Genomic DNA, 18,748 nt, shown 5'->3' with positions numbered 1-18,748 from the left:
CGATTCGCACATTAGGAAGGCTCTTTCGACGCGGGAAAACCGTGCGGATGACGGGAGGCACGATGCGGCGGCTGGAGCATTTTCCGAATCTGGTGGCGATGTTCTTCGTCCGGGCGCGCGAACGCGGCGACGCCCCCTTCCTCTGGGCGAAGCAGGACGGCGAATGGCGCTCGACAAGCTGGAAGATGGCGGCCGAGCAGGTCGCCAATCTCGCCTCGGCGCTGAACAGGCTGGGTCTGGGCAATGGCGACCGGGTGATGCTGGTGTCGGAGAATCGCCCCGAATGGCTGATCTCCGATCTCGCGATCATGGCCGCCGGCTGCGTCACCGTGCCGACCTACACGACCAATACCGAGCGCGATCATCAGCACATTATCGACGACAGCGGCGCGCGCGCCGTGATCGTCTCGACGGCCAAGCTCGCCAAGACGCTGCTGCCCGCCGCGGTGCGCAGCTCGGGCTGCGAGCATGTCGCGATGATCGACGGGCCGCTCTCCGGCCTCGGCCAGGCGGGCAATGTCCGGCTCCACGACTGGCGGGCGCTGATCGCGGCGGAGATGACCGATCCCGAGGCCTGCGCGGCCGGCGCGACCTTCGCCCGGTCCGATCTCGCCTGCATCATCTACACGTCCGGCACCGGCGGGGCGCCGCGCGGCGTGATGCAGCATCATGGCGCGATCCTGACCAACATCGAGGGCTGTGCCGCCTTGATCGCCGAGGATTTCGGCTGGGGCGACGAGATTTTCCTGTCCTTCCTGCCGGCCTCTCACGCCTATGAACATTCGGGCGGGCAGATGTTCCCGATCGGGCTGGGCGGCCAGATATATTATTCCGAAGGGCTGGAGAAGCTCGCCTCCAATATCGAGGAGGTACGCCCGACGATCATGGTGGTCGTACCGCGCCTGTTCGAGGTGCTGCGCCAGCGCATTTTGAAGCAAGTGGAAAAGCAGGGGAAGCTGACCAACTACCTGATGGGCCGCGCCCTTTCGATCGGCGCCAAGGACTATGGCGGCTCCGTGCCCGTCTGGGACCAGCCGATGAACCTGTTTCTCAGCCGCACGTTGCGGCCGAAGATCGCGAAGAAGTTCGGCGGGCGGATCAAGGCGATGGTCTCCGGCGGCGCGCCGCTCAACCCCGAGGTCGGCATCTTCTTCCACTCGCTCGGTCTCACCTTACTCCAGGGTTACGGCCAGACCGAGGCGGCGCCGGTCATCTCGTGCAACCGGCCCAAAGCGGGGCTCAAGATGGACACGGTCGGCCCGCCGATGGACGGCGTCGAGGTCAAGATCGCGCAGGACGGCGAAATCCTCGTGCGCGGCGAGCTGGTCATGCACGGTTACTGGCGCAACCAGGCGGAGACCGACCGGGTGCTGAAGGCGCCGGAGGGCGAGCCGGGCGCGGGCATCTGGCTGCACACCGGCGATGTCGGCCATATCGACGAGGCCGGGCGGATCGTCATCACCGACCGCAAGAAGGACCTGATCGTCAACGACAAGGGCGACAATGTCTCGCCGCAGAAGGTGGAGGGGATGCTTACCCTCCAGGCCGAGATCCTGCAGGCGATGGTGGTCGGCGACAAGCGACCCTATCTGGTCGGACTGATCGTTCCCGATCCGGAATGGTCGGCCGAATGGTGCGTCGCCAACCGGCGGACCTGCCATTTCGCCGTCCTGTCCAAGGACCCGGACTATATCCGCGCCGTGTCCGAGGCGGTGGACCGGGTGAACAAGGAGCTGTCGGTGATCGAGAAGGTCCGCCGCTTCATCATCGCGGACGAGCCCTTCACGGTCGAGAACGAGCAGCTCACGCCCTCGATCAAGATCCGGCGCCATGTCATCAAGGGGCTGTACGGCGAACGGCTGGACGCACTCTACAAACGTTAGCTTCCGGCGCTAGAAAGCGTCCTTCGCTGCCCGCCGCGCGGCCAGTTCCTCGACCGAGCCGGCGCGCATGAAGGGGTTGGTCGCCCTTTCGTCGGCGATCGTGGTCGGCACGGTCGGCTCGCCAGCAGCGCGCGCCGCCTCGACCTTCGCCATCCGCTCGCGCAGCGCATCATTGTCCGGCTCGACGGTGAGCGCGAAGCGGCCGTTCGCCAGCGTATATTCGTGCGCGCAATAGACGAGAGTGTCGGGCGCCAGCCCGGCAAGGCGCTGGAGATTGGCGTGCATCTGGGCCGGCGTGCCTTCGAACAGCCGACCGCAACCCATCGCGAACAGGGTGTCGCCGATGAAGAGCGTGGCCTCCTCGGGCAGGTGATAAGCGATATGGCCGGCAGTATGGGCCGGCACCTCCAGCACATCCGCTTCGGCCTCGCCGAGCGCAACCCGGTCGCCTTCGCCGACCAGGCGGTCCAGCGTCGGAATGCGTTGGGCCTCGGCGGCGGGGCCGATGACCGTGCAGCCCGTCGCCGCCTTGATCGCCGCATTCCCGCCGGTGTGGTCGCCATGCCAGTGGGTGGTCCAGATCTGGCTGATCGTCCATCCCCGCCGCGCCGCCTCCGCCAGCACCGGCTCGGCCACCGCCGGGTCGATCACCGCCGTCTCGCCGCTCTCCGGCTCGTGCGCGAGCCAGACATAATTGTCGGACAGAACCGGGATGCGGACGACTTCGATCATCACCAATGGCCCGTATTGGGCATAGATGCCCAAGGCTCGGCGGGTTCCAGCCGGCCGTCCTGCAGCAGCTCGATCGAGACATTGTCGGGTGTGCGCACGAAGGCCATATGGCCGTCGCGTGGCGGCCGGTTGATCGTGTAGCCGGCGTCCATCAGCCGCTGGCAGCTCTCGTAGATATTCTCGACCCGATAGGCGAGATGGCCGAAATTGCGGCCCTCGCCATAGTCCGCCTCGTCCCAATTATGGGTGAGCTCGACCTGCGCCTGCTCGTCGCCCGGCGCGGCGAGGAAGATGAGGGTGAAGCGACCTTGCTCATTTTCCATTCGCCGGATTTCCTCAAGCCCGAGGACGGAGAAGAAGCGCAGCGTCTCCCCCGGATCGGAAATGCGAATCATGGTGTGAAGATATTTCATGGTCGTTGCTCGGCCCTGTCGCTGGCGCCCGGCCGCGTTGGATTGTGGCGAAACGCATGAGCGCCTAGGATTTTCCTCTGCCACAGACGGGGGCGCGCATGAAGACCAAAGCCGTGCTGACCGCGATGCTGGCGACGGGGCTCTTCGGCGCCGCGCTGGCCCAGGATTGGGGCGAGGGCGACGACGTCTTCGCCGACAATCCGGCTTTCGAGCCTTCGCGCGCCTTGTGCCGGCAGGTGCGGGACCGCGAACCGCCCGCCTCGGACCGGCCCGACGCCGCGATGCGCGCGTCGCTCGCCGGCTGCGATTCCGAAGTGCTCTATTACGGCATCGGCATGCCGGCCGATCCGGAACGGGCGCGGCTCTGCGCTTTCGCCGAGATCGCGGAAGAGCGCGATCATGCGCCGCTGTCGGGACGCGTGATCCTGATGACCATTTACGCCAACGGCGTCGGCGCGCGCCGCGACTTCGATGTCGCGACGCACCTCGCTTGCAATGTCGAAGGCGCGCCGATGGAATCGCATGGGCGCGTGACTCGTCTCGCCGAACTCAGGGCGCAAGGCTGGACGGACACCGATTTCCACTATTGCGACGACATCACCAGCGGTCTCGCCGCCGGCTATTGTGCCGGTCACGAGGCAAGGATCGCCGAGGTCGGGCGGGCGGCGGCGCTCGCCGCCCTGAACGAGCGACTGACGCCGCCCCAGCGCCGGGCCTATGCCGCGCTGGAGGCGGCGCGCGACGCCTTCATCGGCGCGCATGGCGACGGCGAGGTCGATATGTCCGGCACGCTTCGCGTCGCGCTATCGATCGGCGCGCGCGAAGCGGCGCACGAGGCCTTTCTCGATACGATGCGGCGGCTCGATGCGCGCCGCTTGCCCGCCGCCGCCTTCGCTGAAGCCGATGCGGCGCTCAACTCGGCTTATACGGCCCGGCGGGAAGAGCTGTGGCGCGAAGCGCGGGGCACGGTGACTTGGGAGCAGGTGCGCGCGGCGCAGCGGGCCTGGCTGCGCTACCGCGACACCTTCCTCGCCTTCGCGGCGCGCGCTTATCCCGCCATGCCGCGCGATCACCTGGCCGCCTGGCTCACGGCGCAGCGAACCCGTATGCTGACCGATCCGGGATAACGGCTTGTCCACATAAATGCACGGTTCATCGCCGCCGTGAGATAGATGATCGTCCCGGCGCGTTCGTGCCGGGCGGGGAGGAATCGCCATGTCCGAAGGGATCCAAGACAAGCAGCAGCGCGCCACCATCCTGATCGCCGTCCTGATCCTTGCCGCCAGCATCATCGCCGGCGGCTATCTGCTCGGCGACGGGCTCAAACGGGCGCGCATGGCCGATCGGGCGGTGACGATGCGTGGGCTGGCCGAGCGCGACGTGACCGCCAATCTCGCCACCTGGACGATCAACCTGTCCGCTAACGGCACCGAGCTCGCCGCCGTGCAGGGCAAGATCGAGGAGGACACCCGCCGCATCCGCGACTTCTTCCGCGCCGCCGGCTTTCCGGACGAGGCGGTGAGCGATGCGGGCGGCTCGGTCAGTTCCTATTACAGCAGCGAGCGGGGCGCGAACATCGTCACGGTCGGCCGCCGCCTCCAGTTCCGTTCCGAGGATGTCGCCCGCGCCCAGCGCGCTTATGCTCGCCAGTTCGAGTTGATCCGCGCGGGCGTCGGGCTGCAGGAGGGGTCGGGGATGCAGTACATCTTCACCCGTCTCAACGATATCAAGCCGGAGATGATCGCCGAAGCGACGCGCAACGCGCGCGAGGGCGCCGAGCAGTTCGCCGAGGATTCGGGCACCAGCGTGGGCGGCATCCGTTCCGCCACTCAGGGCTATTTCTCGATCGGGCCGCGCGACGGCGACGTGTCGGAGGAAGGCTATGGCGGACGGGACTCGCCCAACCAGAAAGTGCGGGTGGTGACGACGATCGAATTCTATCTGGGTTGAGGCGCGGGCGCGGGGCGGGGCGCATCGACTTCGACCTCACGCAGGGTATCCAAACTGGCCCGGGCGATGCGACCGGCCTCGCTGTCGGGCGCGCCCTCGGCGACCCGCCGGTAGAGGCGTTCCGCCTCGGTCATGTCGCCCGCCTCGCCCGCGATCGTGCCGGCGAGCAGGACGATGTCGGGATGGTCGGCGGCCATCTCCAGCGCGCGGGTGATGTCGGTCCGCGCGCGGGCAGCATCGCCCTGACGCCGGGCGAGCGCGGCGGAAAGGTACCAAGCGAAGGGATCGGACGGCACCAGCCGCAGCCCTTCATCGAGATCGGTTCGCGCGCCGGCGACACTGCCGAGCGCGACGAGGGCCCGGGCCCGATCGAGATGGACCTCGCCGCGCAACTCGTCGCTGAGGTGCGGCGCGGCGAGTGCGGCATCGAGCGCCTGCACGGCGCGGGTCGGCTCGCTGGCCGCGAGCCAGGCATTGCCGGCCTTCACATGGAAATCGGCGAGGCGGGTATCGTTTGCCGCTTCGGCCTCGCGCGCGGCCTGCTCGTAGACTGTCGCCGCCGGCGCCCAGCGCTCCAGCGCGACATAAGCGAGGCCCAGGCACTGGCGGGCATGCAGGCCGCCGCCCTCCACCCGCCATGCGCTCGCCATCTCGATCGCGCGCTCCGCGTCGGCCTGCACCAGGTCGATGCAGGCGGCATAACGTTCGAGCGCGACGGTGTCTTCGGCGGCCGGCGCGGCGCCCTGCAGCGCAAGCGCGATCAGGAAAGGGGTCACAATTGCTCCATCAGCGTCTTCACCGTCGCGATCAGCACAGCGAGATCGCCGGGGCGCGACAGGCGGTGGTCGCCGTCCTTGATCAAGGTCACCTGCACGTCGGCTGAACGCGCGAGCCGGGCGATTTCCGGCGCCCAGGTCCAGGCTACGTCCCTGTCCTCCTGTCCGTGCAGCAGCCGGATAGGGCAATCGATGGTGAGCGGCGCGTGCATGAGCCGGAGCGATTCGCCGCTCTCCCAGAAGGCGCGGCTGGTGACATAGGGCTGGTCGCCATAAGGCGTTTCCTCGACCAGCCGGCCCCCGCGCAGGATGGTGAGCTTCTGCTCCTCGGTGAAGCCCCAGCCGGTGAAGTCCGGCGCGGCGGCAATGCCGACCAGACCTCTCACCTGCTCCGGCCGGGCGAGCGCGGCGAGCAGCATCAGCCAACCGCCCATCGACGAGCCGACCAGCACGACCGGCCCGCCCGCCACTTCGTCGATCATCGCCAGCACGTCGTCGCGCCACTGGGCGAGGGTCTGTTCCTCGAATTCGCCCGGGCTGGCGCCGCAGCCCGTATAGTCGAAGCGCAGCATTGCCCGCCCCTCGGCCTCGGCCCAGGCATCGAGCGCCAGCGCCTTGGTCCCTTCCATGTCCGACATGTAGCCGGGCAGGAAGACGATGGTCGGCCCGCGCCCGGCACGGTGATGATGGGCCAGCCGCTGAGCGGCGCTGGTCGAATTGTCGCTGAAATTGATCCTCATACCCGTGCTTTAGACCGGTTTCGGCGAAGCTGAAACGGCCTGGGCGGCCTCTCAGGCGGGCTCCTTGGCGGGATTTTCGAACACCTCTTCGATCCTGAGCTCGAACAAATCGGCGATGCGGAAGGCGAGCGGCAAAGACGGATCGTATTTCCCGGTTTCGATCGCATTGACGCTCTGGCGCGAGACGCCGAGCCGCTCGGCGAGATCGCCCTGGCTCCATTCCCTCTCGGCGCGCAGGACGCGCAGGCGGTTCTTCACGAACAGCCTCCGTCGTCCAGTGTAGAGCGGTTGAGGAGCTGCCCGAAGATCAGGCTGAAGCACCAGAGCGGGAAGATGTAGAAAACCGGCAGGCGCGGCACGCTGGTGAACATTTCCAGCAGGCCCCAGACGCTGGACACGGCGAGCACGATCGCGGTCGCGATCAGGAACTTCCGCACCTCCAGCATCCGCAGATATTCGTCGTCCAGCTCGACCAGCAGCCGGCCCAGCGCCCAGATCCAGCCCAAAGCGGCCATGCCCGGCAGCAGCGCCAGCGCGACGACGCCGGCGCTGACCGAAGCGCGGTCATCGACCAGGGCAGCCGCGAGAAAGACGGCGGCGAGATAGGCGATCGTGATCGGGATCGTGCGGCGCAGATAGCGCCTTTGCGCCGGGTTCGCGGCCATGGCTCAGGCCTTCGCGCAGCGCCGGCGGCGACCGGCGATGATCGCGACCATCACGAGCGGCAGAACGGTGACGAGCGAAGTGGCCACCCGCTCCGGAATGAGCCCGGTCGCGCCCGTCAGCGCGACGAGCAGGATGGCGAGCGCCCAGAACAGAGCCTGATGAATGATGGACATATGGTCAACCTTCCTTGCCTGAATGACAAGCGAGGTTTACAAAAGACTTCGTCATTTGTCAACTGTCCTTTACAAGAGAGGTGCCGTGACTTTTCGCCGTGCTTCGCCTATATGGTCGACATGGCTTCGCGCAGCGCCCGCACGACGACTATCACCCGCCCCGGCCGGGGGCGGCGGAGCGTGCGCGTCGGCTGACGCGGGGCGTTTCCGGCCGCTGCCCGGTGGTGGGCAGGGCCGGCGGACCTTCCCACCTTCCCCTTGTTTCCCGCCCGTCGCGCCCGTAATCCGGCGCGCGATACGCGAACAGGACAGACGATGACGCAATTGCTGAAGATCAGCCTTCCCGACGGATCGGTCCGCGAGGTCGCGCCGGGCTCCACCCCCGCCGACGTGGCGACTGCGATCGGGCCGGGCCTCGCCAAAGCGGCGCTGGCGGCGCGGGTCAATGGCGAGCTGCGCGACATCGGCCGTCCGTTCGACGGCGATAGCGAGCTGGCGCTGGTCACGGCGCGCGACGAGGCGGACGCGCTGGAGCTGGCGCGACACGATTTCGCCCATGTCCTGGCCGAGGCGGTGCAGCGCCTGTTCCCGGGTACGCAGATCACCTTCGGCCCGGCGACCGAGGACGGCTTCTATTACGATTTTGCGCCCGCTCCGGAGCGCGGCCCGTTCACCGAGGAGGACCTGCCGGTCATCGAGGAGGAGATGCGGCGCATCATCCGGTCCGACACGCCGCTGGTGCGCGAGGAATGGGATCGGGAGCGGGTCCGCAATTTCTTCGTCGCGCAGGGCGAGACGTTCAAGGCCGAATGGGTGATGGAGCTGCCCGAGGACGAGACGATCTCCATGTACCGCACCGGCGACTGGCTCGACCTGTGCCGGGGCCCGCATCTCGCCTCCACGGGCAAGCTCGATCCCGACGCCTTCAAGCTGACCCGCGTGTCCGGCGCCTATTGGCGCGGCGACCAACGCAATCCGCAATTGTCGCGCATCTACGGCACGGGCTGGCTCAACAAGAAGCAGCTCGACGCGCATCTCGTCCGGCTCGAGGAGGCGGCCAGGCGCGACCATCGCAAGCTGGGGCAGGAGATGGACCTGTTCCACCTCCAGGCCGAGGCGCATGGCAGCGTCTTCTGGCACCCGAAAGGCTATCTGATCTGGCGCGAGCTGGAGGCCTATATGCGCCGCGCGATCGACGGCGCGGGCTACAAGGAGGTCAAGACGCCGCAGGTGATGGACGCGCGTCAGTGGGAGCAATCCGGCCACTGGGGCAAATATCGCGAGAACATGTTCGTCATCCCCGACGAGGTGCCGAACACGGAGGATGAAGGCCCGATCGTCTCGGACGATGCGGCCTGGATGGCGCTCAAGCCGATGAACTGCCCGGCCCATGTCCTGATCTTCCGCCAGGGCATCAAGTCCTATCGCGAGCTGCCGCTGCGTTTCTACGAGAATGGCTGCTGCCATCGCAACGAGCCGCACGGCGCGCTGCACGGGCTGATGCGGGTGCGCCAGTTCACGCAGGACGACGCCCATATCTTCTGCCGCGAGGATCAGGTGTCGGCTGAAGTCCGCGCCTTTTGCGAGCTCGCCGACCGCATCTACAGGGATTTCGGCTTCAGCTATTCGATCAAGCTGGCGCTGCGCCCCGAAAACCGCTTCGGCAGCGACGAGATGTGGGACCTGGCCGAAGGCGAGCTGCGCGACGCCGTCGTCGCGGCGGGTCTCGCCACGGACGAATATGGCTGGGAGGAATTGCCGGGCGAAGGCGCCTTCTACGCGCCGAAGCTCGAATGGCATCTCACCGACGCGATCGGCCGCACCTGGCAGGTCGGCACGATCCAGTCGGACCGTAACCTGCCCGAGCGACTCGACGCCTCCTATGTCGCCGAGGATGGCGGGCGGCACCGGCCGGTGATGCTGCACCGCGCGATCTTCGGCTCCTACGAGCGGTTCATCGGCATCCTGATCGAGCATTATGCCGGCCGGTTCCCGCTCTGGCTGGCGCCGGTCCAGGCGGTGGTGGCGACGATCGTGTCCGACGCCGACGATTATGCCCGCGAGGTCGAATCCGTGCTGCGCGCGGCGGGAATTCGGATCGAGGCGGACCTCAGGAACGAGAAGATCAATTACAAGGTGCGCGAGCACAGCCTGGCCAAGGTTCCCTACCTGCTGGTCGTCGGCAAGCGCGAGGCCGACGAGCGCACCGTCGCGCTGCGCCCGCTCGGCGCCGATGCGCGACAGGAGGTGATCGGCCTCGACGCGCTGGTCGATCGTCTCACGGCCGAGGCGCGGGCGCCGGATCTGCGGGACTGATCCGCCACAGCGCGGCGCGAAAAATCATGGCCCCGTGGAGCAGCATCTTTCATTCGCGCGGCATATTCACTAGGTAAGGCCGCCCTTCGGCATCAGGAGAAGCCAACATACGTTCCCCCCAGATGCGGCGTCCCGCCGCCCCGCCGCTCAGCGGCCCCCGCTTCAACGAATTCATCTCCGCGCCCAAGGTGCGCGTGATCGATGAGAATGGCGAAAATCTCGGCGTTCTACTGACCGCCGAGGCGATCGAGCAGGCCGCCGATGTCGGCCTCGATCTCGTCGAGGTTTCCCCGAACGCCGATCCGCCGGTGTGCAAGTTCCTCGACGTCGGCAAGTTCAAGTACGAGGCCCAGAAAAAGGCGAACCTCGCCCGCAAGACCCAGAAGACGCAGGAGATCAAGGAGATCAAGATGCGTCCGAACATCGACGACCATGATTATGGGACGAAGATGAAGAAGATCGTCGAGTTCATCGGCGAGGGCGACAAGGTGAAGGTGACGCTGCGCTTCCGCGGCCGCGAACTGGCGCATGGCGAATTGGGCATGCAGCTCCTGCAGCGCGTCCAGGCCGATGTCGCCGAGATCGCCAAGATCGAGCAGCATCCGCGCATGGAAGGGCGCCAGATGCTGATGGTTCTGGCCCCCAAATAAGCCCCCGTTCACCCCGAAAGGCGCGCGCGGTCCGAAAACCGGTCGGCGGCCGCGATTTCGCCCCGATCCGGCGATTGCGAAGGAGGCCAGCTTTCCGTAGCGGAAGGCCGATCACACCCGTTTCAACTCGCAACCAATCTGTTGCGGATTTGCAATAAGGGCCGCCAGACCTAAGGAATTCCGCGGTTTTTCCGCTGGCGGAGCCGTGGCTTCCGGGTTAGCCTTCTCCCAAACAGATAACATATTGGGAGGGGTTCATGTCCAAGACCTTCTGGCTGCTGTCCGCCGGTTTCGCCGCGCTCGCCGCGCCGGCTCATGCGCAGGATCAGGAAGCGGCCGCCGACGCCAGCGCGCAGGAAGGCGCCGTCAACACCCAGGCGGAGATCGTCATCACCGCCCAGGGTCGCCGCCAGGTCCTCCAGGATGTGCCGCTTGCCGTGTCCGCGGTCGGCGGCCAGGCGCTGGCCAATACTGGCGCCAGCGACATCCGCCAGCTCAACCAGCTCGCGCCGTCGCTGCTCGTCTCCTCGACCGGCACCGAAGCGAACGGTTCGGCCCGCATCCGCGGCATCGGCACGGTCGGTGACAATCCGGGTCTCGAAAGCTCGGTCGCGGTGTTCATCGACGGCGTCTATCGCTCGCGCTCGGGCATCGGCCTTAACGAGCTGGGCGAGGTCGATCGCGTCGAAGTCATGCGCGGGCCGCAGGGCACCTTGTTCGGCCGCAACGCTTCGGCCGGCCTCATCCATGTCATCACCCGCCGTCCCGAGTTCGAGTTCGGCGGCTATGCCGAACTTACCTACGGCAATTACGACTATGCCCGCGCCGCCGGCGCGGTGACCGGCCCGATCGGCGAGAACACCGCTTTTCGTATCGATGCGATTTACGCGCGTCGCGACGGCTTCTACGATGTCGTCAACGCCGGCGGCGCGACCGAAAGCACGGTGAACGACCGCGATCGCCTGTTCGTGCGCGGCCAATTGCTGTTCGAGCCCAGCGACGCGATCTCGATCCGGCTGATCGGCGATTACACCCGCCGCGACGAATCCTGCTGCGGTGCCGTCTATGTCGGGCTGTCCGAGACATTCGATCCGACGCCCGGCGCGCCCGGCGACTTCTCCACCGCGCCGAGCAACCGGATCATCGACGTCCTGACCAGCCTGGGCGGCGTCATTCCGTCCGCCGGCGATCCCTATAATCGCCGGATCGCGATCACGCCCGGCCTAACTTATGAGGGCAGCACCCGCGATTGGGGCCTCTCAGGCCAGATCGACTGGGATCTGGGCGGCGCGACCCTGACCGCGATCACCGCCTATCGCAGCTACCGGTCCGAGCAGCCGGGCGATGTCGACTACACCAATGTCGACATCCTGTTCCGCGCCGACGACGGCAACGCCTTCCGCCGCTTCCGCACCTTCACGCAGGAGCTGCGGCTGCAGGGATCGGCGTTCAACGGTGCGCTCGACTGGCTGGTCGGTGGCTATTTCGCCAGCGAGGATCTGTCGCTGCGCGACAATCTGCGCTTCGGTGCCCAATATGGTGCTTTCGCCGCCTGCCGCCTCGTCGCGACGATCAACGCCGCTTCGGTGCTGCGCGATCCGGCCGCGCCGGGCTGCATGAGCCCGGCGGGCCGGGCGACGCTGACCGGCGCGTTCGGCGCGCTGGCGCCGCTCTTCCTGGGCGGCCTCGATCGCCTGAGCACGGTCAACAGCGTCGGCGACAGCAACGCCAATTATTTCCAGGAGAGCACCAACTGGGCGCTCTTCACTCACAACATCTTCAACATCACCGACAATCTGAGCCTAACGATCGGCCTTCGCTACACTAGCGAGAAGAAGGAATTTTCAGCCAATTTCAACAACACGAACACAATCTGCCCGATCCAGCAGGCGGCCTTTTCGCCCTTCCTCCCGGGAGGCGCCAACGCCGGCCTGATACCGGCGACCGCGGCACCGCTCGTCGCGGGCCTCGTCAACCTGACGTGCCAGGGCAATTCGTCGAGTGCGCTCAACGCGCTCAACCTGTCCGACGAGCGCGACGAGGACGAGTTCACCGGCACCGGCGTGCTCTCCTACCGGCCGACCAGCGACCTGCTGCTCTATGCCAGCTATTCGCGCGGCTATAAGGCGGGCGGCTTCAATCTCGATCGCTCGGCGCTCGGCTCGCCGATCTTCGCGCCCAGCGATCCGCGCAATGTCGGCGGGCGCGGCGCGGCGTTCGGCACCGGCAATCTCCAGTTCGATCCGGAAATCGTCAACGCGTTCGAGCTGGGCATGAAGTGGACGCGTCGCCGCTTCATCCTGAACGTCGCGGCCTTCCACCAGCTGTTCGACAATTTCCAGCTCAACACGTTCAACGGCTCCGTCTTCCTGGTCCAGAACATCAACGGCTGCGGCGCCGATCTGGGCGGGACGGATTCGGATGCCAGCAATGCCACCGGAGCCTGTCCGGCCGATCAGGTCCGCGCCGGCGTGGTGTCGACCGGCATCGAGGTCGAAGCGGCGATCTATCCGCGCCGCGATCTCCAGCTCACGGCCGGCTTCACTTATGCCAACACCCGCTATCGCAACGACCTGGTCGGACGCGACACCGGGGCGCCGCTGGATTCGGCGCTGTTCCTGCTGCCCGGCGACAATCTGTCGAACGCGCCGCAGGTCGTCGTCACCAGCTCGCTGACGTGGACGCCCTCGCTCGGCTCTTCGGGGCTCAGTGCGCTCGTCTATATCGATGCGCGCCTGACTTCCGATTACAATACCGGGTCCGATCTCTTCCCGGAGAAGGAGCAGGACAGCTTCGCGCTGTTCAATGCACGCCTCGGCATCCGCGGTCCGGGCCAGCGCTGGGCGGTCGAGCTCTGGGCGCAGAACCTGTTCAACCAGGAATATCAGCAGGTCGCGTTCAACGCGCCGTTCCAGGGCAGCAACAGCGTCGCCCAGGTCCGCTCGTTCGGCGCGACCCAGGGCTTCGGCACGGCGAACCAGCTCTTCGCGAGCTTCCTCGCCGAGCCGCGTACGTTCGGCATCACCGGCCGCTTCCGCTTCTAGGAACAGGCCATGTCCCTTTGGGGGGAAGAAGGCCCTCGCCGGAAGGCGGGGGCCTTTTTCATCCGCCATTCCCGATCCCGGGCGCTCAGGCCGCCCTGCGGTCCGCCGTCGTTCCGCCCTCCCCGGCGGCCTTGAGCAGCCGGGCTTCCAGCGCCTTCAGCCTGGCCGGCGCGTCGATTTTCGCACCGTCATGGTCGGCAACATAGAAGACGTCGACGGCGCGCTCACCATAAGTGGCGATATGGGCGCTGCGGATCGATGCCTTCGATTCATGGAAGGCGCGCGCCAGCTCGCTCAGCAAGGCGGCGCGGTCGCGGGCATTGATCTCGACGACGGTGTGGCGGCTCGAGGCCTTGTTGTCGATGAACACCGCCGGATTGATCGCGAACGCCTCGGCCCGGCGCAGCGGGAGCGCCCGCGCGGCGAGGCGCGGCAATGACGGCTCCTGCCCCGCCACGGCATCGCCGACCGCGCGCTCCAGCCGCTCGCGCTGATGGTGATCGGCGATCGGACCGCCCGCCATGTCCTGGACAAGGATATTGTCGAGCGCCATGCCGTCCGCCGTGGTGTGGATGCGCGCGTCGATGATGTTGCCGCCCGCCAGGCTGATCGCGCCGGCGACGCGATAGAACAGGCCGGGCCGGTCGGGCGTATAGATCGTCACCAGCGTCGCGCCGCGTTCCGGCTGTGCGCCAGTCTCGTAGGGCGCCGTCGCCGGCCCGTCCCTATCCGCCGCCGCGACGAAGCGCGCATTGCGATCGATCACCTCGATCGGTTCGGCCAGCCAGTAGCTGTCGGGCAGTCGGTCGGCATACGCGACGAGCCGCGCATCGTTCCAGCCCAGCCGGTCGCCCAGCGCGCGGCGCACTTCCTCCACCCGCGCCGCCCGCCCCTGCTGCTTGTGGCCGAGCCGGAGCATCTCCTCGGCGGCGTCGAACAGGGTGCGCAGCAGCTGCGCCTTCCAGCCGTTCCAGGTTCCGGGCCCCACGGCGCGGATGTCGACCACGGTGAGGATATAGAGCAATCGCAGCCGTTCCAGGCTGGTCACGCGCCCGACGAAATCCTGGATCGTCTGGGGGTCGGCGAGATCGCGCTTCTGCGCAGTCGCCGACATCAGGAGGTGCCAGCGCACCAGCCAGGCAACGGTTTCGGTTTCCGCCGCCGTCAGGCCCAGGCGCGGGCAGAGCGCCAGCGCGACCTGTTCGCCAAGCAGGCTGTGATCGCCGCCGCGCCCCTTGGCGATATCGTGCAGCAGCACGGCGACATAGAGGACGCGGCGCGAGGCGATGTGGTTGAATAGCCGGGTGGAGAGCGGGTGATCCTCCTTCAGTTCGCCTTTATCGATCCGTGCGAGCAGGCCGATCGCCCGGATCGTGTGTTCGTCCACCGTATAATGGTGATACATGTCGAACTGCATGCGCGCGACGACCCGGCCGAAATCGGGAATGAAGCGGCCGAACACTTCTGCCTCGTTCATCCAGCGCAGCACCGTCTCGGGATCGCGCGGGCTGGTGAGCACGTCGAGGAACAGCGCGTTGGCGCGGGGGTCGGCGCGGATATGCGCGTCGATCAGCTTGGCGTTGGCCGCCGCGGCGCGCATCGCATTGGGATGGATTTCCAGCCCGTGCCGGTCGGCCAGCGCGAACATCCGGATGAGCCGCACCGGATCGGCGGCGAAGAATTGCTCGTCGGGGACCGCCAGGCGGCCCCGTTCCAGCATGAAGCCCTCCAGCCGGCGCGGTCGGCGCATCAGGCTCGGCAAAGTGAAGCGGCGGCCGCGCGCGGCGAACTTCTCGTCGAGATGGGCGAGGAAGACGCCGGTCAGATCGCCCACCGTGCGCGCGTGCAGGAAATAGTGGCGCATGAAGCGCTCGACCGAGGATTTTCCGGGCCGGTCGGCATAGTTCATCCGCTCGGCGATGGCGCGCTGGTGATCGAAGGTGAGGCGTTCCTCGGCCCGTCCCGCGACGAGATGGAGGTGGCAGCGCACCGCCCAGAGGAATCGCTCCGCGCGCTGAAAGCGCCGCAGCTCGTCGGCGGAGAGCAGGCCGACATCGACCAGTTCCGCGACCGAGCCGACGCGGTGGACATATTTGCCGATCCAGAAGAGCGTGTGGAGATCGCGCAGCCCGCCTTTGCCCTCCTTAATATTGGGCTCGACCAGGTAGCGGCTGTCCCCCATCCGCTTGTGGCGCGCGTCGCGCTCGTCCAGCTTCTCCTTGACGAAGGCACGCGGACTGCCCGCCGCCTTCTTCCAGAACAGGGTCTGCGCCTCGTCGTACAGCGCCTCGTCGCCCCACAGATAGCGGGATTCGAGGATCGCGGTGCGCACGGTATGGTCAGCCAAAGCGGCGCGGGCCAGCTCGTCGAGACTGCGCGCCGAATGGCCGACCTTCAGGCCCAGGTCCCAGAGCAGGTAGAGGATCGATTCGATGACCGATTCGCTCCAGCCGGTCCGCTTGCCCGGTGTGACGAAGCCGATGTCGACGTCCGAAAAGGGCGCCATCTCGCCGCGCCCGTAGCCGCCGACCGCGAGCAGCATCAATCGCTCCGCCGTGGTCGGGTTGGCGAGCGGATATTCGCGGGTGACGACATGATCGTAGGCGAGGCGCAGCACCTGATCGTGGAGGAAGGCATAGGCGGCGGCCGTCTCGGTGCCCGCATAGGGCTTGTCCGCCAGCCGCCGGGAGATCTCGTCGCGGCCCCGGCCCAGCGCCTCCTTGAGGATCGCGGTGACCCCGGCGCGGTCCGCGTCCGCGATCCGCTCGGCGATCAGACGCCGGTCGATGATCTCGCGGCGCGCGGGGATGGCGGAAAAGCGCGTCGCCATCAGCTCCGCTCCGCCTGCAGCCGTTTCAGCCGATAGACGATGTCGAGCGCCTCGCGCGGGGTCAGGCTGTCCGGCTCGATCTCGGCGAGCGCGGCCAGCAGCGGATCGGGCGCGGCCTCCTCGGCGGGCACGGCGGCGAAGAGCGGCAGGTCGTCCAGCCCGGCAGCGATGCCCCCGGTCGCGGCGCGGCCTTCCTCCAGCTTGCCGAGCACCGCCTTGGCGCGGGCGAGAACGGGGGGCGGCAGGCCGGCCAGCTTGGCGACGGCAAGCCCGTAGGAACGGTCCGCCGGTCCGGAGGCGACTTCGTGGAGCAGCACCAGATCGCCCTTATACTCCCGCGCCCGGACATGGTGGAGCGAGAGCGCGTCGAGCCGTTCCGCCAGCCGGGTGAGCTCGTGATAATGGGTGGCGAAGAGGCAGCGGCATTGCGCAGTGTCGTGGATCGCCTCGACCACCGCCCAGGCGATGGCGAGGCCGTCATAGGTCGAGGTGCCGCGTCCCACCTCGTCGAGGATGACGAAGCTGCGCGGTCCCGCCTGCGCCAGGATCGCGGCGGTCTCCACCATCTCGACCATGAAGGTGGAACGCCCGCGCGCGAGATTGTCCGACGCGCCCACCCGGCTGAACAGCCGATCGACGAGGCCGAGGCGGGCGCGCGCGGCGGGGACGTAGCTTCCCGCCTGGGCGAGGATCGCGATCAGCGCGTTCTGGCGCAGGAAGGTGGATTTGCCGCCCATGTTCGGGCCGGTGACCAGCCAGAGGCGGGAGCTCTCGCCGAGGTGGAGGTCGTTTGCGACGAAGCGCGTGCCGCTTGCCCGGAGCGCCTCTTCGACTACCGGATGGCGGCCGCCCTCCACCTCGAAGCAATTCGCCTCGTCGAAAGCGGGGCGGCACCAGCCGCCTTCGGCAGCCCGCTCGGCCAGTGCGGCGGATACGTCCAACCGGGCGAGCGCATCGGCGCAGGCGGCGATGGACTCGGCCCGCTTCAGTGCAGCTTCGGTCAGCTCCTCCAGATGGGCCGCTTCGGCGGCGAGCGCATGCGCCCCGGCCTGCCCAACGCGCAGCGCCTGTTCGTGCAGGTCCGGCGCGTTGAAGCGTACGACCCCGGCCAGCGTCTGGCGATGGGTGAAGCCCGATTCCGCCGCCATCAGCTTGTCGGCGTTCCGGGCTGGCACCTCGATATGATAGCCGAGCACATTGTTGTGCCGGATCTTGAGCGTCGCGATCCCGGTCTGGGTCCGATAGCGCGCCTCCAGCGCCGCGATCGCCCGCCGCCCCTCGCCGCCGGTGGCGCGTAGCGCGTCGAGCGCGGCGTCATACCCTTCCGCGATATAGCCGCCCTGGGCCGCGTCGATCGGCGGCGACGGAACGAGCGCGCGCGACAGAAGATCGATTAGCTCGCCATGCCCGGTCAGCGCCGGAAGCAGGCCGGCCAACAGGGCCGGCGGTTCGGGCAGGCGCGCGAGATGATCGTGCAGCCGCCGCGCCTCGCTCAGCCCGTCGCGAAGCTGCCCAAGATCGCGCGGGGAGCCGCGTCCGGCGACCAGCCGCCCGAGCGCCCGGCCGATATCCGGCAGGGCGCGGAGCTGACGGCGCAGGCTTTCGCGCAGCGCCGCGTCCCGCTCGCACGCGGCGACGAGCTCGAGCCGCGCCTCGATCCGCGCCCGATCGAGCAGCGGCGCGCCGAGATCGGCGGCGAGCAGCCGGGCACCGGCGCCGGTGACGGTACGATCGACGGCGGCGAGCAGGCTGCCGGCGCGGGTGCCGGAGGCGGACTGGGTCAGCTCCAGGCTTTCGCGGGTGGCGGCGTCGATCGCCATATGATCGGCAGGCGCGACCGCGACCGGCGGACGCAGGAAGGTCAGCGATTCGCGCGCGACCTCGTCGAGATAGGCGAGCAGGCCCCCAGCGGCACAGAGGGCGGCGCGGTCGAACTGGCCAAAGCCATCGAGCGTGCCGACCTCGAACCGCTCCTTGAGCTTGCATTCCGCCGCCAGGCTGTCGAAACCGGCCCGCCGCTCGATCGAGTCCGGCAGCGGCTCCGGCGAGATGATCTCCGCCGCGGCGAGCCGCGCCAGCTCGGCGTCGAGCGCTCCGGCCGGAACGGAGCCCAGTTCGAACCGCCCCGTCGAGATGTCGGCCGCCGCGATGCCGTAGCGCTCGCCCGCCTTCGCCACCGCCGCCAGCCAGTTGGCCGCGCGGGAATCGAGCAGCGCTTCCTCGGTCAGCGTGCCGGCGGTGACGATGCGGACGATCGCGCGGTTGACCACCGATTTGGATCCGCGCTTCTTCGCCTCGGCCGGGCTTTCGGTCTGCTCGGCGATGGCGACGCGGTGGCCGGCGCGGATCAGGCGGGCGAGATAGGCTTCGGCGGCGTGGATCGGCACGCCGCACATCGGGATGGGCTTGCCATCATGCTCGCCGCGCGCGGTCAAAGCGATGTCGAGATCGGCGGCCGCGATCCGGGCATCCTCGAAGAACAGTTCGAAGAAGTCGCCCATCCGGTAGAAGAGCAGGCAGTCTCCGGCCTGGGCCTTCAGCGCGAGATATTGCGCCATCATCGGCGTGGGAGCGG

The 18,748-nt window shown here is 67.8% G+C and carries 15 protein-coding genes; 6 read left to right on the top strand and 9 right to left on the bottom strand.

What is annotated here, in order from left to right; translation table 11 throughout:
* Positions 1–62 precede the first annotated feature (62 nt).
* Complete coding sequence (locus KF780_03005) at positions 63–1,883, top strand: long-chain fatty acid--CoA ligase (GenBank protein MBX3560761.1); 1,821 nt, start codon at positions 63–65, stop codon at positions 1,881–1,883.
* Positions 1,884–1,892: 9 nt separating this feature from the next.
* Here KF780_03005 and gloB read toward each other — a convergent pair whose 3' ends face one another.
* Together gloB and KF780_02995 are read right to left on the bottom strand one after the other, a co-directional pair.
* Complete coding sequence (gene gloB / locus KF780_03000) at positions 1,893–2,615, bottom strand: hydroxyacylglutathione hydrolase (GenBank protein MBX3560760.1); 723 nt, start codon at positions 2,613–2,615, stop codon at positions 1,893–1,895.
* Positions 2,615–3,028 (bottom strand): VOC family protein, encoded by a 414-nt coding sequence (locus tag KF780_02995; GenBank protein MBX3560759.1) that lies wholly within the window; start codon positions 3,026–3,028, stop codon positions 2,615–2,617. The genes gloB and KF780_02995 overlap by 1 nt, the downstream gene beginning before the upstream one ends.
* Positions 3,029–3,126: 98 nt before the next feature.
* On the opposite strand from KF780_02995, the gene KF780_02990 reads away from it, so the two are divergent.
* The gene (locus KF780_02990) at positions 3,127–4,155 is read left to right on the top strand and encodes a DUF1311 domain-containing protein (GenBank protein MBX3560758.1); all 1,029 of its coding nucleotides are present in this window, start codon (positions 3,127–3,129) and stop codon (positions 4,153–4,155) included.
* Positions 4,156–4,243: 88 nt separating this feature from the next.
* A complete protein-coding gene (locus tag KF780_02985) occupies positions 4,244–4,978 on the top strand; it encodes an SIMPL domain-containing protein (protein MBX3560757.1) in 735 nt (244 codons plus the stop codon).
* Here the strand turns inward: KF780_02985 and KF780_02980 are convergent.
* The 5 genes from KF780_02980 to KF780_02960 form a co-directional block, all read right to left on the bottom strand.
* Complete coding sequence (locus KF780_02980; protein ID MBX3560756.1) at positions 4,966–5,628, bottom strand: tetratricopeptide repeat protein; 663 nt, start codon at positions 5,626–5,628, stop codon at positions 4,966–4,968. The two genes, KF780_02985 and KF780_02980, sit on opposite strands and share 13 nt — an antisense overlap.
* Positions 5,629–5,750: 122 nt before the next feature.
* The gene (locus KF780_02975; GenBank protein MBX3560755.1) at positions 5,751–6,494 is read right to left on the bottom strand and encodes an alpha/beta hydrolase; all 744 of its coding nucleotides are present in this window, start codon (positions 6,492–6,494) and stop codon (positions 5,751–5,753) included.
* Between the two features lie 51 nt (positions 6,495–6,545).
* Positions 6,546–6,752 carry a helix-turn-helix transcriptional regulator gene (locus KF780_02970; GenBank protein ID MBX3560754.1) on the bottom strand — a complete coding sequence of 69 codons (207 nt, stop codon included), beginning with the start codon at positions 6,750–6,752 and terminating at the stop codon, positions 6,546–6,548.
* Positions 6,749–7,159 (bottom strand): hypothetical protein, encoded by a 411-nt coding sequence (locus KF780_02965; GenBank protein MBX3560753.1) that lies wholly within the window; start codon positions 7,157–7,159, stop codon positions 6,749–6,751. The genes KF780_02970 and KF780_02965 overlap by 4 nt, the downstream gene beginning before the upstream one ends.
* 3 nt (positions 7,160–7,162) lie before the next feature.
* Positions 7,163–7,333: a hypothetical protein gene (locus KF780_02960; GenBank protein ID MBX3560752.1), complete on the bottom strand. Its 171-nt coding sequence runs from the start codon at positions 7,331–7,333 to the stop codon at positions 7,163–7,165.
* Positions 7,334–7,648: 315 nt separating this feature from the next.
* Here KF780_02960 and thrS point away from each other — a divergent pair, with 315 nt between their 5' ends.
* From thrS to KF780_02945, 3 genes are all read left to right on the top strand, one after another.
* Entirely contained in the window at positions 7,649–9,649 is a 2,001-nt protein-coding gene (gene thrS, locus KF780_02955) for a threonine--tRNA ligase (protein ID MBX3560751.1), read from the top strand.
* A gap of 122 nt (positions 9,650–9,771) precedes the next feature.
* The gene (infC, locus tag KF780_02950) at positions 9,772–10,299 is read left to right on the top strand and encodes a translation initiation factor IF-3 (protein MBX3560750.1); all 528 of its coding nucleotides are present in this window, start codon (positions 9,772–9,774) and stop codon (positions 10,297–10,299) included.
* Between the two features lie 257 nt (positions 10,300–10,556).
* Positions 10,557–13,343, top strand: coding sequence for a TonB-dependent receptor (locus tag KF780_02945; protein MBX3560749.1), 2,787 nt, complete (start codon positions 10,557–10,559; stop codon positions 13,341–13,343).
* Between the two features lie 85 nt (positions 13,344–13,428).
* Here KF780_02945 and KF780_02940 read toward each other — a convergent pair whose 3' ends face one another.
* Positions 13,429–16,173 carry a [protein-PII] uridylyltransferase gene (locus tag KF780_02940; protein MBX3560748.1) on the bottom strand — a complete coding sequence of 915 codons (2,745 nt, stop codon included), beginning with the start codon at positions 16,171–16,173 and terminating at the stop codon, positions 13,429–13,431.
* Complete coding sequence (gene mutS, locus KF780_02935; protein MBX3560747.1) at positions 16,173–18,734, bottom strand: DNA mismatch repair protein MutS; 2,562 nt, start codon at positions 18,732–18,734, stop codon at positions 16,173–16,175. Before mutS ends, KF780_02940 begins: the two co-directional genes overlap by 1 nt.
* Between the last annotated feature and the right edge of the window lie 14 nt (positions 18,735–18,748).

The sequence above is a fragment of the Sphingomonas sp. genome, assembly GCA_019635535.1.
Lineage (GTDB): Bacteria > Pseudomonadota > Alphaproteobacteria > Sphingomonadales > Sphingomonadaceae > Allosphingosinicella.
Note: the sequence above shows the minus strand (reverse complement) of the source record. Positions and strands in the feature narration are given on the sequence as shown.